This is a genomic window from Acetobacter sicerae (genome assembly GCF_011516765.1).
In the GTDB taxonomy this organism is placed as follows: Bacteria; Pseudomonadota; Alphaproteobacteria; order Acetobacterales; family Acetobacteraceae; genus Acetobacter; species Acetobacter sicerae.
On sequence record NZ_JAAABN010000001.1, the window covers coordinates 410791 to 424939 of the forward strand.

Genomic DNA, 14149 nt, shown 5'->3' on the forward strand with positions numbered 1-14149 from the left:
TTACGTGATCAGGAACCCTTCATGGCTGACCGGAAGTCTACATGCCTGCGTCTCTTCAGATTCGCAGTGGTCGGCAGTCTGGGATTTCTCTGGGATGCAGGCACCGTGTACGGACTGCGGAGCGTCATTGGACTGAATGCTGCTACTTTCGCAGCCTATTTTGTGGCCGCCAGTCTCAACTGGGCCATCAATCGATTCTGGACGTTCGGTGATGTCGGGCGTCACGACCATCCGGTTCTTCAGTGGCTTCGCTTTCTCTCCGCCAACAGTTTTGGATTTCTGCTTAATCGTGGCACGGTATATGCGCTTTTCTTTATCTCGCCCTTCTGCATGCATCATCCCGTAATTGCACTCGCAGCAGGCGCACTCGCTGGCATGACAGCCAATTTCAAGCTGAGTGAAAGACTTGTCTTCCGGGAGAGGCCTCCAAAATCGGTCATGGATCTTGCGGAAATTTCAGCCGGCGTGGCTGATGCAGAACTCCCACAATGTCTGGATGATGAGTCGTCATCATCCGCTCGTCATCCCTAGCCACCTTTCCCTGCCCACCCTGACTGCGCTAATGTTTCGCTTCAGATATTTCTCTTGCTCACCGGCTGTCCCTGACAGACGGCGGCCGCCACAGGACGCTTTTCCGCACCATGCCAACAACAAATGAAATCCGCTCCGCTTTTCTGGATTATTTTGCGTCCAACGACCATCAGATCGTCCCCTCGTCATCACTGGTTCCCAGTAATGACCCGACGCTGCTGTTCACCAACGCTGGGATGGTGCAGTTCAAGAACGTCTTTACCGGTCAGGAAACACGCCCCTACTCACGCGCCACAACCGCGCAGAAGGTGGTGCGGGCCGGTGGCAAGCATAACGACCTAGATAATGTCGGCTACACAGCCCGGCATCACACCTTCTTCGAGATGATGGGGAACTTCTCCTTCGGAGATTACTTCAAGCCGGGTGCGATTGAACTGGCCTGGAATCTCATCACGAAGGACTTCGGTCTCCCGAAAGAAAAACTCCTCGTCACAGTCTACTCCGAAGACGAGGAAGCAGCCGGGCTATGGCGCAAGATTGCCGGTCTGAGCGATGACCGCATCATCCGCATCCCGACCTCGGACAATTTCTGGCGTATGGGCGATATCGGACCGTGCGGCCCCTGCTCGGAAATCTTCTTTGACCACGGCCCCGACGTATTCGGTGGCCCTCCGGGTTCTCCTGACGAGGACGGAGATCGCTTCGTAGAAATCTGGAACCTCGTGTTCATGCAGTTCTTCGAGGACCCACCGGGCACGCGCACGCCGCTTCCCCGTCCCTCGATTGATACCGGCATGGGGCTTGAGCGCTTTGCCGCCATCATGCAGGGCAAGCGCGATAACTACGACACCGATACGTTCCGCTCCCTGATCCTCGCATCGGCTGAAGTGACATCGCAGGATCCGGACGGTCAGTTCAAGGCGAGCCACCGTATCGTCGCAGACCATCTGCGTTCCACAGCGTTTCTGATCGCGGACGGCATCCTTCCCTCCAAGGATGGCCGCGGTTATGTGCTGCGTCGGATCATGCGGCGCGCCATGCGTCATCTGCACATGATGGGCACGTCCGAGCCGGTCTTCTACAAGCTGCTTCCCGCCCTCATCCAGCAGATGGGTGCGGCCTATCCGGAACTCGGTCAGGCGGAAGCGTTGATCCGGGAAACGATGCGCGGTGAAGAAGAGCGCTTCAAGGCCATGCTCGGACGCGGACTTTCACTTCTGACGGAAGAGACCGACAAGCTGCCAGCCGGTGGCGCCCTGCCGGGCGACGTCGCCTTCAAGCTCTACGATACGTTCGGTTTCCCGCTTGATCTGACGCAGGACGCCCTGCGCTCAAGCGGTCATCTTGTGGACGTTCCGGGCTTTGAAGCCGCCATGAAGGTGCAGAGAGATCGTGCCCGCGCAGCGTGGTCCGGCTCCGGAGATACAGCCGTCGAGACTGTCTGGTTCGAGGCGCGTGACAGGTTCGGCGCGACGGAGTTCCTTGGCTACAGCACGGAAACAACTCAGGCGGAAGTTCAGCTTATTGCCTCGAATGGCGTCAGCGTTGAAACCGCCGGACCGGGCACCGAAGTCGCCATCCTTCTCAACCAGACGCCTTTCTATGGTGAAAGTGGCGGACAGGTTGGCGACACCGGCGAGATCGAAGCACCGGGTGTAAAAGTGGCCATTTCGGACACCCAGAAAAAGCTCGGTGATCTTCTGGTGCATTATGGAACTGTTACGGAAGGCACGCTGAAAGCGGGAATGGCCGTTACGGCGAAGGTGGAGCACGCCCGTCGTTCCGCCATCCGTGCACATCATTCCGCGACCCATCTCCTGCATGAAGCGCTGCGTCGTCGTCTGGGCGACCACGTCATGCAGAAAGGCAGCCTCAATACGCCGGACCGACTGCGTTTCGATGTCAGCCAGCCCCGCCCGATCACCCGTGAAGAGCTGAACGAGATCGAGGCTGAAGTGAACGCCCGTATTCGGGAAAACACGGCAGTCACAACCCGCATCATGACGCCGGATGAGGCCTCGGCCGAAGGGGCGATGGCTCTGTTCGGTGAGAAATACGGCGATGAAGTCCGTGTCGTCTCCATGGGCGGTAAGGATGCTGACGGCAGCAAGCCTGCGTGGTCAGTGGAACTGTGCGGCGGCACGCATGTCAGCCGCACCGGTGACATCGGCCTGTTCCGGATTTCTTCGGAATCCGGTGTTTCGGCTGGCGTTCGACGGATCGAGGCCGTGGCTGGCTCCGCTGCCGAGGCCGTTGCAGTCGCCAACGAGGAGCGCCTTACCCAGATCGCCGCCATGCTGAAAGTGACCGTGGCGGAAGCCCCAGAGCGCCTTGCCACGCTTCTGGATGAACGCAAGATCATGGAGCGGAAAATCTCCGATCTTCAGCGCAAGCTGGCGGCAGGCGGAAGTGATGCGACCAAGGTTGAGACCATTGCAGGCATTGCCTTTGCCGGTCGCAATGTCGGGGAAACCCCGGCCAAGGAGCTCAAGGGACTGGCTGACACGATCGGCAAACAGATCGGCGAAGGTGTCGTCGCTCTTGTGTCGACAGCGGACGGCAAAGCCAGTGTTGTGGTGTCCGTCAATTCCGCACTCCCGGAAGGAATTGACGCCGTCTCCCTCGTCAAGGCTGCGAGTGCAGCCCTTGGCGGCAAAGGTGGCGGTGGTCGCCGTGACATGGCTCAGGCAGGTGGGCCGGATGTCGGCGCAGCCGATGCGGCGCTCAACGCCGTGCGTGCCGGGATTACAGCCGCAATGAACGCCTGATCAGCAGAAAACAGAACACCACCTGGATGGCGTTTATCGCGTTGTCCGGGTGGTAAGCCGTTTGCTGCAAGAAACAGTTTTTCTTGCCTCCAGCGATTTCATCAGAGAGATGAATCGTCTGGAAACTGCCCAATATTCCTTGGGAAATACAGTTAAGATTCCCAAGCAATTATCTGATAATAAAAAACAAAAATACTTTTCAGTCTGTTTTTTGCGAAGGCGGGCGTCATGAAGTGCGTGAAAAACACTTCACCGGACAACCTCTTCGTCACTGGCAGACATGGGGCAGCAAAGCCTGTGCGCCAGTCGGACAGACAATTCAGAACAGACTGGAAAGAGGCGGTTTTTCCTCGGCACTTCAAACTGATTGGACGTGTTGTTTTCCACGCCCAATCAGTCTGACGGAACTCAGTGTGTCGCCGATAACGGCGCCGCCACGATACCCTTGGGAGAAGCAGGGTTCACAACAGGCTGGGGCGGAAAGACTGGCTCAAGCACTGACTGTGTAAAATACAGGACGCCGTTGGACTGAGGCACGCCTGTCACCCACAGATGATTGCTCGCGCCCGCAGCGTTGCTGACCACCGGCTGGCCGGATGCCGGATCAAGCGAAAAGGTCAGCGGAATTCCGGCAAGTGTCTTCAGGCTGAAAGCATGGGTAGGCGACTTGGCGAGAAGCGCCTTGACCCGATTCACAGGCCACTTTCCCGGAACGATCGTATAGGAGATCAGCGCTTTCAGGGCCGCCCGGTTGGCCGGGTCAAGCAATCCGTTCTGGAACTGCGCCGAGTAGTGCGCCAGTGGCTCATTGGGGATGGCAAAGACCGTGTAGGGGCCTTTCTGCTGCAGAATGGCGAAGTAGCCCGAAATGTGCAGCGCCTGAGCGTAATTCGCCAGTTCGATCGCCGCCGACACTCCTTCCGAAATGGGACGGTCACAATAAATCGGCGTCTCCGGATCAGCATAGGCGATCCGGCTGTCAGGCGCCTCTTTCTCGCTGGCCGGCGTGTAGTTTCTGGTGCCGGACACGGTGGGAGCCATGAAGGAACAGACGCTTCCTACCTGCTTGTAGGAATCCTGCCGTGCATTGCTCTGGCATCCCCCAACGGACAGCGCCATCACCATAGCAGCGCCTGCCACGCTCCACTGCACTGCCCGCTCTGGCCGCATCCTGATACCCCTATTACAAATCTCATGCCCCCGCCCACGACGGGTAGCTGTGCTGTTACTTCTATGGGGTCCGGGTTTCGTATCTGTAAATCCCTCGCCAGACCGCAAAGGAGGATTACTCCTTTTTTCAAGCCTCTGGAAAGTGGGGACAATCAGCAACCATCTCCCCGCATGGTCCATCCGCGCACCAGTCCGTCAGACAGTTCGAACGTGGTCTGGCAGACGGAGTTGTAATAACTGGGGGGGAAGCCGCCATCCATGCCCCAGCCCCAGCCACCCATTCCGCCCCAGCCGCCGCCCATGCCCCAGCCGCCCATGCCGCCCCAGCCGGGGCCGCCCCAGCCCCAGCCCCAGCCCATGCTGCCGGGATAGTACTGCGTTTCGTTGTCTATGTAGGCGAGGAACAGGTGATTATTGGCAAGGAATGTCCGTGTCGGCACACCATAGGCACGCACGACATCCACCTCCGTCTTGCCCACAAGCGCATCAAGCTGACGACGCTGCTCCTTTGTAGGACCGGAACATGCCGTCAGGGAGACCAGCATCAGAGAGGCGAGCGCCAGAGACGGTCCGATACGCCGGATGATCATAACAAATTCCCCGATCAGTTCTCCCGCACACTCAGGCTGGAGAAGGTGACTTAACAGTGACTGGACAGGATGCTTGCGCGAAATCATCCCATCCACAAGATATCTGACAGACGTGGCGCACCGGTGGCCAGCATCACCAGCCGGTCAAACCCAAGTGCGATACCGGATGTCTGCGGCAGATGAGGCAAGGCCGCCAGCAGATTTTCGTCCATTTTCCAGTTCGGTCGCTCAGGGTAAAGCGTTGCGCGCCGTTGCCGATCGTTCTCGAAGCGCTCTCTCTGCTCGGTGGCGTCCGAGAGTTCCTCAAAGGCGTTGGCCAGCTCAACGCCTCCGATATACAACTCGAATCGTAGCGCCACGCGTGGGTCCTTCAGACAGCGACGCGCCAATGCCGCCTGACTGGCAGGCCAGTGCGTGAGAAAGGTCGGTCTGTCCCGCCCGATGACAGGCTCCACACGCTCCAGCAGCAGCCGAAAGAAAAGATCTTCCCACTCTTCTCCGGCTCTCAGGGCCACGCCAGCCTGTGCCGCCAGAGCTGAAGCATCGTCCGCAGTCGCCAGAACATCCGCTCCGACATAACGCTGAAAGGCGTCCGCGACGGTCAGCCGCTCAAACGGCTCCGTCATCGGGATCTCGTATCCGTCGCGCTGGACGACCGGAGGCAGCGTCGTGCGGACAAGCGCTTCCGTTTCATCCATCAGATCGTCGAGGGTAGCGCCCGGTCGATACCATTCCAGCATGGTGAATTCCGGCGCATGCAGGGCGCTTCCCTCGCCATTGCGCCAGACACGGGCCATCTGGAAAATTTTCTGTCCCGTCGCGGCGACAATCCGCTTCATCGCAAATTCTGGACTTGTGTGCAGAAAAAGCGGCTCCCGCTCACCTGTCGGCGCTTCCCGTTCCGTGCCGAACACGTGGAGATGCACCTCCTCGCCGGGAGTGGGTACCGCGTAAGGCGTCTCGACTTCCAGATAATCCCGACCGTCAAAGAACGCTCTTACCGCCTGCATCATCAGGGCGCGGCGACGTAGCAGCGGCAGACGTTCCGCTATGCGTGCGGTGTCCTCTCCTGCCCTGCTCTCGATCATGCCCGTTCTCCCTTGCCTCTTCATGCAGCGACTGATGCCGCGCATGTCGGACTGCAGCAAGCCAACCACAGTTTCGTTTCCTGAATATTGCGGGAAAGCCTGCGAAACCATTAGAAACGCCTCATGTCGTCCTCCCGCACTGCCACCGCCAGCCCCAGCCCGATCCACGCAAGAACACTCCGGACACCGGAGGAACTTGTGGAGGCAGGTTTTGTGACGCGGGACACGTTGCCAGCCATTGCGGATGTCGCGGAGCAGTATGCCACCGCCATTCCGCCTGCATTTCGGGATCTGATCGAAACACCGGATGACCCGATTGGTGTGCAGGTCATCCCCTCGCCGGAAGAACTGGTCGCGGCCCCCCATGAACTCGCCGACCCGATCGGTGACGACGCCCTGTCGCCGGTGCCGGGTATCGTTCATCGCTATGCCGACCGCGCTTTGCTGAAACCGCTGCTGATCTGCCCGCTCTACTGCCGTTTCTGCTTCCGGCGTGAGCATGTAGGCCCTGATGGCGGCCTTCTCGACGAAGAGGCTTTGGCTGTCGCGTTCAACTGGCTGCGTGACAACGCCGCCATCCGTGAGGTGATTCTGACGGGCGGCGATCCACTGATGCTTTCGCCAAGACGGCTTGAGCATATCATGCGGGAACTGGCTTCCATCCCGCATGTCACGACCTTGCGGATTCACAGTCGTGTTCCTCTGGCCGCCCCCGAGAAAATCACAGACGCGCTTCTGGACGCCATGGACGCGGACAAGGCGGTGTGGCTGGTCGTTCATGCCAATCACGCACGGGAATTCAGCCCTGCCGGTCGTGAGGCGTTAAAAAAGATTCAGCGTCGCGGGATTCCCGTGCTGGGCCAGTCGGTTCTTCTGCGCGGCGTCAATGACAGCGAAGAGGCTCTGGAAGGACTGTTTCGTGCCATGGTCGAAAGCAGGATGAAGCCCTATTACCTGCATCAGCTTGACCCAGCTCCCGGCACAGCCCGCTTCCATGTTCCCATTGAGGAAGGCCGCCGACTTCTCGCGGGATTGCGGGGACGCGTGACCGGCCTGGCCTGGCCGACATACGTGCTCGATATTCCGGGGGGATATGGGAAGGTTCCGCTGGGACCGGACTATCTTGAGCCATCCCTGAGCGCGGTGAGCGATCCGAACGGACAGAAACACACCATCCGCACGCCGGACACTCTGTAAAAGTGGATCTGTGTGGCAGCCGAAGCCGCCACACAGGCCGAAATCACATGTGAGTCGCGTCTGGTGCTGGCTGCCCCTGCGGAGCCGGACCATTGGTCTGAGGAGCATTGCTGCCGGGCGTCATTGTTCCCGGCTGGGTGGAATGCTCGACGTCATAGGCCGTAGCTTTCTCTGCATAGGTTCCTTTCGCGCCGGGATGCTCCTTGTCATACAGAGCTGCCTTGGCACGGGATTCCTTGCGGTAGCGGTGGCGGACATACATGCCGGTCACACAGCCACCCATAGCGCCCAGAACTCCGTGGTGATTGGCTACATGGCCACCCACGGCGCCAGCGGCGCCATACTTGATGCAACCGCCGGGTTCGGCATGCGCCGCCGGAACCGCACCGACAGCCATCACAGCCGCGAGGGAGAGAGTGAGAAGTTTTTTCATTACAGCGCCATTTCAAAAATCAGGTTCTGCCGTAGCAGGACCAACTTCCTGAGTTTGCCCCAGAATTGCGGCGAAAACCAGAACAACGACAATACTTTGTAACATTTCACGCCTATTGATGACGTGCGCGGGCTTGACGTTCTCCCATGAGACCGGTCATGACCTCCGGCAGTTTTCTTAAGTGGCCCTGTTTTTGCGGAGTTCCATGTCATGTCGCTTACACGCCGTGCCCTGCTTGCACTCGCCGTTCCGGCCACGTTCGCCCCGAATCTGATCGGCCAGACCTTGGCCGCGGATGCGGCAGACCCGCGAATGGCTCCGCGCGCCTTCGGCAATCCGAACGCCAAGGTGGTGGTTGAAGAGTGGTTCTCCTTCACCTGCCCGCATTGCGCCCGCTTCGAACTGGATGTGTTCCCGGAAATCCGCAAGAAGCTGATCGACACAGGTCGCATCCGCTATGTTTTCTGCGACTTCCCGCTTGACCGCACGGCCCTGATGGCGACTCAGGTCGCCCGCAGCCTGCCGCTCGAGCGTTATGAGCCGTTCATGATATCGCTCTTCTCCAACCTCGACCGCTGGGCCTATGGCGAGAACGTCAATCCGGAAGAACAGCTTCGCAAGATGGCCGGTCTTGCTGGCATGTCACCGGCCGAGTTCGACACGGCCGTCAACGACGTCGCCTTCCAGAACGCCATTCTCGCCGAACAGACCCGCGCCGAAAAAGACTACAAGATCGACAGCACGCCTGCCTTCCGTTTCAATAACGAGGTCTATCGTCAGGGTGAGCTGACCTATGATGCGTTCGAGAAAAAAGTCATCGCGGCTGGCGGCTGAAGCCTCAGCCGGACTGACGGTGTGACGGCTAGAGCCGGACATGTCTGACATTTCCCCACATGTGCTGACGGACCGATGAGCGCGCGGTTCGTCCAGTTACGTATCGCAGGCTTCAAAAGCTTTGCCGACCCGGTCTCCGTGGATATTCTTCCCGGTCTGACCGGAATTGTCGGGCCGAACGGCTGCGGCAAATCCAATGTCGTGGAAGCCCTGCGCTGGGCCATGGGCGAAAGCTCGGCACGCTCGCTGCGTGGCGGCGAGATGGACGATCTCATCTTTGCCGGCACAACCAACCGCCCTGCCCGTAACCTCGCTGAAGTCACGCTGGTTCTCGAAAACGCAAAAGGCCTTGGCCCGGGTCCATTCGCCGAACAGGACGATCTGGAAGTGTCCCGTCGCGCCGAGCGTGGTTCGGGCAGTGATTACCGTCTGAACAGCAAGGCCATCCGCGCCCGCGACGTGCAGACCCTGTTCGCCGACCTCGCCTCCGGCGCACGTTCCTCGGCCATGGTCAGTCAGGGTCGCGTGGCGATGCTGGTCGGCGCCCGCCCTGAAGAGCGGCGCACCATTCTTGAAGAAGCAGCGGGCATCACCGGCCTGCACGCGCGGCGGCATGAAGCCGAACTCAAGCTCCGCGCCACCGAGACCAATCTGACCCGCGCCGAAGATCTCCGGACCCAGTTGGAAAGCCGCCTTGAAGGATTGACCGGCCAGTCCGAACAGGCGTCCCGCTATCGGGAACTGTCCTCCAATCTGCGCGACGCCGAAGTGTCCCTGCTGGCGTTGCTCCATGCGCGCGCCCGACAGCAGGTTGAGCGCGCCAGACTGGCAGCCGTGCAGGCCCGCACCGCCCTGATCGCAGCCGAGGAAGCCTCCGAAACCGCTGTTCTTGCGGACTATGAAGCCGACAAGGCGCTTCCGGCCATTCGTGAAGCCGCCGAACTCGCCCGCACAGCGCTGGAACGTCAGAGGGTTGCTGCTGAAGGTGTGGCGGTTGAAGAGCAACGCGCCGCGCAGGCTGCCGAAGCGGCAACAGAACGCCTCAGACAGAGTGAGGCCGATCGTGATGCGGCCCGTTCCCGGCTTGAGGATGCGTCCGCCACACTAACCCGCTTACAGGAAGAGATGGCGGCAGTTCAGGCGGCTCGCGCCAGCCTGCCCGACAGACAGGCGGAAGCGGAGGCCCAACTCACCGGTCTTCAGACTGCGTTGCAGGACGCTTCTGAAACACTGGAGCGCCTGATGGCCGAGGCGACTGCGGCGCGCACGCGATCCGAACAGGCCCAGTCAGCTCTTGAGGCTGCGACCCTGCGCCATACCCGTCTTGCCGAAGACCATGCCACGCTGAAAAGGCAGATCGACGCCTTGCAGGCGGAACTGCCTGCGCCGGATGTGCTTGCTGAGGCGGAAGCTGTCGTGCAGCAGGCTGCGGCGGCTCTGGCGGTCTGCCGGGAAGAAATGGACGCGGCTGCCCAGAAGCGTTCCGAAACACAGGTCGCCCTTTCCATCGCCCGCAACGCTGCGGAAACAACCAGAACCCGGCACATCGAATGTGAGAAGGCCCTCGCAACCGCGACGGCCACTCTCAATGGCCTCCGTAAGGACCGGGACGCACTGGCTCTGCGCAAGGAACAGACAGAGCGCGAACTGATCCCTGACACGCAGAGGAACGCCCTCGCTCAGGCTGTGACTGATGCCGAGGCCGCGCGAACACAGGCTGTGGCCGCACTGGAAGCAGCCGAGACCGAACGGGCCGCAGCCTCCGCCGCTCTCGTCGAAGCACGCGGACGCATGCAGGAAGACAACGCCACCCGCGCCTCGGTCGCTGCGGCGGTTCAGACAGCCGAAGCCGCTCTTCGGCGTGCGGAACAGGAAGCTGCGACTTTTGCCCGGGATCTCACCTCGGCTGAACAGAACGCCGTTCCGGATGCTGTTCTGGAACAGGCCCAGAATGCGCGTGCGGCGGAAGAAAAGCGCCTGACCGATGCGGAGCTGGCTCTTGCCAACGCGGAAGAGGCCGCCACTCAGGCGGCGACAGAGGCGCAGGAGGCAGATGCTGCACTCGGCGCCCTGAAAGCTGAACTGACCCGTCTGAAAGCGCAGATCGAAGGTCTGTCACAGGCTCTTGGCGCTGAGGACGAGAAAGACGAAGCCGCCCCTATTTCGGGACAGCTTGATATTCCCGACGGGCTGGAAATCGCCATTGCGACGGTGCTGGCAGAAGGACTGGATGCGCCGGCTTCCTCTGTCGCACCGGAAGCGCCACGCTCATGGTCATCACTGGGGCCGCTGGCTTCGTCGCCAGCTCTGCCACCGGAAGCGACGCCCCTCGCATCTCTTCTTGCCTCAGTGCCGCCTGCCCTCACCCGCGCCCTTGGACAGGCCGGACTGGTGGCGACCGTGGCGGATGGCGATTTGCTCGTCTCCGCGCTTCAGGCCGGACAGTCGCTTATCACGCGTGACGGCGCATTCTGGCGTTGGGATGGCTATCGCATTGCCGCCGGTCAGCCGAGCGCGGCGGCGCAGAGACTGGCCCAGCGCCGTATTCTGAAGGAAACGCAGCTTCGTTTCGACGAGAAAGGCGCCAATCTCCCGGCTGCGGAACAGAAAGCAGCCGAGACCGCACAGGCGCGCAATCAGACGGCCGAAGCGGTCCGTACGGCTCGCATGACCCGCGCCGCCATTGAAGGGGCGCTCGGAAAAGTCCGCACGGCGGAAGCAGAGACATCCCGCCGTCACGCAGCCGCCCGCGCCAGACTCGATGCCGTACGCCCGCAATGTGAACGGGCGACACAGGCTCTTGCCGCCGCCAGACAGGCCGTCGCGGATGCACGCGCCACGCAGACGGCGCTACCCGCACCGGAAGTGCTGCGGGCAGCGCACGATGAAGCCAGAACCCGCGACCAGAAAGCGACGCAGACGGAAGCTGCTGCACGTGAGACCCGTCGCAAAGCGGATGCCGCCTTTGAGCAGGCACGGCGGGCGCAGCAGGAAACCGAGACGCGCCATGGGAACGCCGAATCCCGTCTCGCGACCATGCTACCCGAACTGGCGCGCCTCGATTCCGAACGCGCCAAGGCGGAAGAAACTGTCGAAGCGGCCCGTCTGGCGCTGGAAGCGTCGTCCGATCCGGCATCAGCTGCTGCCGCACTGAAAAACGCGGAAACAACGGCTCAGGAGGCTGAGCAGGCGACGGTCTCCGCCCGAGCGAGGCTTGAGGCGGCTGGTCAGGAAATGACGCAGCGCGAAACCGCCCACCGCGCCATGCAGGAAAAGGCGCTGGAGATACGCTCGCGCCTGTCCGCCACGGAGCCTCGTCTGGCTGCGCTCGGAGTCGAGCTGACCGAGGCGGCTCAATCTCTTGAATCTGCCGAAGCGGCTCGTGCGGCGACAGAGCTCGATGCTCAGTCTTCAGACCAGATTGAAACATTACGTGAAAAGATTTCTGAGCTGCGTCGTGAGGAGCAGGCTGGTCGGGAAATGCGCGCCGCTCTTGTCGCTGAGGTCGGCACACTGACCAGCCGGGAAACGGCGCTTCAGGACTCTCTGTCGGAGTGGACCAGCCGGGCGGCTACCGCCGAGGAGCAGCTGAAAGAAGCCCAGCTGCGTTTTGATGCTGTGTCCGCAGATCATCAAACCCTGACAGCTCTTCCCGACGAGGCGCGACAGCTCCGTGAACGGACGGCTGCCACGCTGATGGAAGCGGAAGAGAAGTTTGCGGTAGCGAACGCGGCAAGGGAATCTGCCGAGAACCGGCTGAAGGACGCGCAGGAATCGCGGCGGCGGACTGAAGGCGAATTGGCCACCGCCCGGGAAAATCTGCTCAGAAGCGAGGGCAAGAGCGAGCAGGCTCAGGCCATTCTCGATCAGTTGCTGGCCGAGACCCCCGAGCCTCCCACAGCACCGGTCGGGGATCTTACGGAGTCCGCAGAAACAGGGCTGCGACGCAAGATTTCCCGCCTGACCCGGGAGCGGGAAGAGCTTGGCCCGGTCAATCTGCGTGCCGATATCGAGGCGCAGGAAGCCGAGCAGCAGATTGAGGTGATCCGGCGTGAGCATGGCGAGATCGAAGCCGCCATCGCCCGGCTGCGTGGGTCGATCGGGAGCCTCAACAAGGAGGGGCGTGAGCGCCTGATGGCGGTCTTCACGCAGGTGGATCATCACTTCCAGTCCCTGTTCTCCCGCATGTTCGGCGGTGGACGGGCTCATCTGGGTCTTGTCGGCAGCGACGATCCGTTGCAAGCTGGCTTGGAGATCTATGCCCAGCCCCCGGGCAAGAAGCTTGCCACATTGTCACTTCTCTCGGGTGGCGAACAGGCTCTGACGGCCCTATCTCTGATTTTTGCAGTCTTTCGCTGCAATCCGGCTCCGATCTGCGTATTGGACGAAGTCGACGCTCCACTTGATGACGCCAATGTCGGCCGCTTCTGTGCGCTGCTTGGCGATATGGTCAACGAAGCAGGAACACGCTTTCTAGTGGTGACACATCATCAGCTTACAATGGCTCATATGGACCGGCTTTACGGCGTAACCATGCAGGAACGCGGCGTAAGTCGCGTGCTGTCTGTCGATCTCGACAGGGCTGCCGCCATGGCCGGTGAACGTAAAAAGGAAGAGGCTCATGCCTGATCCTGACATACAGGACTCCATGGACGACCAGAAACGGAAGGGATCTTTTCTGACCCGTTCCTGCCGCCGGAATGTTCTGGTCGGGCTGTCTGTCATCGCCATTGCCGGTGGTGGGTTGCTCTGGCGCGACTCTCACACTGACGCACTGCTGACCCGTATCCATCATGGTCTGGTCATCTGCGCGAGTGGAAAGGCGGCGACGACCACCCTTCCCTCTGCGACAGATGAAACATCCCGGACCGACAAACTGCTGGCCAAACTACCGCTGCCGACCCCGGAAATTCTCGACGCTTCCGGTCTGCCGACAATGGTGGCTCTGGATGTCGTCCGCAATGATGATGGGAAACTGGCAATCGCGGGGAATAGCTCTCTCCCGCTGCACGATGCGCTGAAACTTTCCTACAAGCGGCACGAACTGGTCATGCTGTCCCTGCGTGGAATCCCTGCCACAGAAGTGGTGAAGGAACTCCGCGCAACCGGCATGAGGAAAAGAGCCGTTCTGATGGCCTATGACCTCACATCCGCCCATGACGCTCTGGCGGCTGACCGCTCCGTCGTCGTGGCGATGCCGGTCCAGTCCGCTTCGGATGCCCATAAGGCGAAACTGTTGGCGGGACGCCATCCCTATGCGCTCTATCTGCCTGCCAACGCGTCTTCTTCCCTGTTTGCGGCCGCTCATCGCGATGCCGACGCGGTGATCGTTTACAGTCCTGACCCCAGCGCAAATCTTGTCGCGACCCAGAAGCTTCTCGATGAACCGGTGGATATTGTCATAACCGAACACCCTGATCGGCTGGCCAGCATGATGGACGGCATCTGACCTGATACGGTCTGACAGGCGAAGGCCGTGAACCGCGTCAGCTTCTGAATTTTCTAAAAATGTCTTGCAAGGCGGCGTCAGCTCCGCAG

The 14149-nt window shown here is 60.8% G+C and carries 10 protein-coding genes; 6 read left to right on the forward strand and 4 right to left on the reverse strand.

All coding sequences use genetic code 11. From position 1 onward, the window contains the following. Positions 1-21 precede the first annotated feature (21 nt). Entirely contained in the window at positions 22-531 is a 510-nt protein-coding gene (locus GVI59_RS01855) for a GtrA family protein (protein ID WP_173572582.1), read from the forward strand. A 110-nt stretch (positions 532-641) separates the two neighbouring features. Beyond that, a complete protein-coding gene (alaS, locus tag GVI59_RS01860; RefSeq protein WP_173572583.1) occupies positions 642-3299 on the forward strand; it encodes an alanine--tRNA ligase in 2658 nt (885 codons plus the stop codon). 408 nt (positions 3300-3707) lie between these two features. Here the strand turns inward: alaS and GVI59_RS01865 are convergent, their stop codons facing one another. The 3 genes from GVI59_RS01865 to epmA form a co-directional block, all read right to left on the reverse strand. Then, positions 3708-4439, reverse strand: coding sequence for a fasciclin domain-containing protein (locus GVI59_RS01865; protein WP_338422048.1), 732 nt, complete (start codon positions 4437-4439; stop codon positions 3708-3710). A 182-nt stretch (positions 4440-4621) separates the two neighbouring features. Then, positions 4622-5059 (reverse strand): hypothetical protein, encoded by a 438-nt coding sequence (locus GVI59_RS01870; protein WP_173572584.1) that lies wholly within the window; start codon positions 5057-5059, stop codon positions 4622-4624. Between the two features lie 83 nt (positions 5060-5142). Continuing rightward, on the reverse strand, positions 5143-6147 hold the full coding sequence (gene epmA / locus GVI59_RS01875) for an EF-P lysine aminoacylase EpmA (protein ID WP_173572585.1): 1005 nt from the start codon (positions 6145-6147) through the stop codon (positions 5143-5145). A 123-nt stretch (positions 6148-6270) separates the two neighbouring features. Here epmA and GVI59_RS01880 point away from each other — a divergent pair, with 123 nt between their 5' ends. After that, positions 6271-7344: a lysine-2,3-aminomutase-like protein gene (locus GVI59_RS01880; RefSeq protein ID WP_173572586.1), complete on the forward strand. Its 1074-nt coding sequence runs from the start codon at positions 6271-6273 to the stop codon at positions 7342-7344. A gap of 43 nt (positions 7345-7387) precedes the next feature. Here the strand turns inward: GVI59_RS01880 and GVI59_RS01885 are convergent, their stop codons facing one another. Beyond that, positions 7388-7777 carry a hypothetical protein gene (locus GVI59_RS01885; RefSeq protein ID WP_173572587.1) on the reverse strand — a complete coding sequence of 130 codons (390 nt, stop codon included), beginning with the start codon at positions 7775-7777 and terminating at the stop codon, positions 7388-7390. A 210-nt stretch (positions 7778-7987) separates the two neighbouring features. Here GVI59_RS01885 and GVI59_RS01890 point away from each other — a divergent pair, with 210 nt between their 5' ends. The 3 genes from GVI59_RS01890 (at position 7988) to GVI59_RS01900 (ending at position 14060) form a co-directional block, all read left to right on the forward strand. Then, complete coding sequence (locus tag GVI59_RS01890; protein WP_173572588.1) at positions 7988-8611, forward strand: thioredoxin domain-containing protein; 624 nt, start codon at positions 7988-7990, stop codon at positions 8609-8611. A gap of 75 nt (positions 8612-8686) precedes the next feature. Beyond that, positions 8687-13240, forward strand: coding sequence for an AAA family ATPase (locus GVI59_RS01895; RefSeq protein WP_173572589.1), 4554 nt, complete (start codon positions 8687-8689; stop codon positions 13238-13240). Next, positions 13233-14060, forward strand: coding sequence for a hypothetical protein (locus GVI59_RS01900; protein ID WP_173572590.1), 828 nt, complete (start codon positions 13233-13235; stop codon positions 14058-14060). Before GVI59_RS01895 ends, GVI59_RS01900 begins: the two co-directional genes overlap by 8 nt. The last annotated feature ends 89 nt before the right edge of the window (positions 14061-14149 follow it).

What these genes read in the sequence shown, in the direction of transcription:
- GVI59_RS01855 (WP_173572582.1), top strand. Translation starts at nt 22, where the DNA reads ATGGCTGACCGGAAGTCTACATGCCTGCGTCTCTTCAGATTCGCAGTG.
- alaS (WP_173572583.1), top strand. Translation starts at nt 642, where the DNA reads ATGCCAACAACAAATGAAATCCGCTCCGCTTTTCTGGATTATTTTGCG.
- GVI59_RS01870 (WP_173572584.1), bottom strand. Translation starts at nt 5,059, where the DNA reads ATGATCATCCGGCGTATCGGACCGTCTCTGGCGCTCGCCTCTCTGATG.
- epmA (WP_173572585.1), bottom strand. Translation starts at nt 6,147, where the DNA reads ATGATCGAGAGCAGGGCAGGAGAGGACACCGCACGCATAGCGGAACGT.
- GVI59_RS01880 (WP_173572586.1), top strand. Translation starts at nt 6,271, where the DNA reads ATGTCGTCCTCCCGCACTGCCACCGCCAGCCCCAGCCCGATCCACGCA.
- GVI59_RS01885 (WP_173572587.1), bottom strand. Translation starts at nt 7,777, where the DNA reads ATGAAAAAACTTCTCACTCTCTCCCTCGCGGCTGTGATGGCTGTCGGT.
- GVI59_RS01890 (WP_173572588.1), top strand. Translation starts at nt 7,988, where the DNA reads ATGTCGCTTACACGCCGTGCCCTGCTTGCACTCGCCGTTCCGGCCACG.
- GVI59_RS01895 (WP_173572589.1), top strand. Translation starts at nt 8,687, where the DNA reads ATGAGCGCGCGGTTCGTCCAGTTACGTATCGCAGGCTTCAAAAGCTTT.
- GVI59_RS01900 (WP_173572590.1), top strand. Translation starts at nt 13,233, where the DNA reads ATGCCTGATCCTGACATACAGGACTCCATGGACGACCAGAAACGGAAG.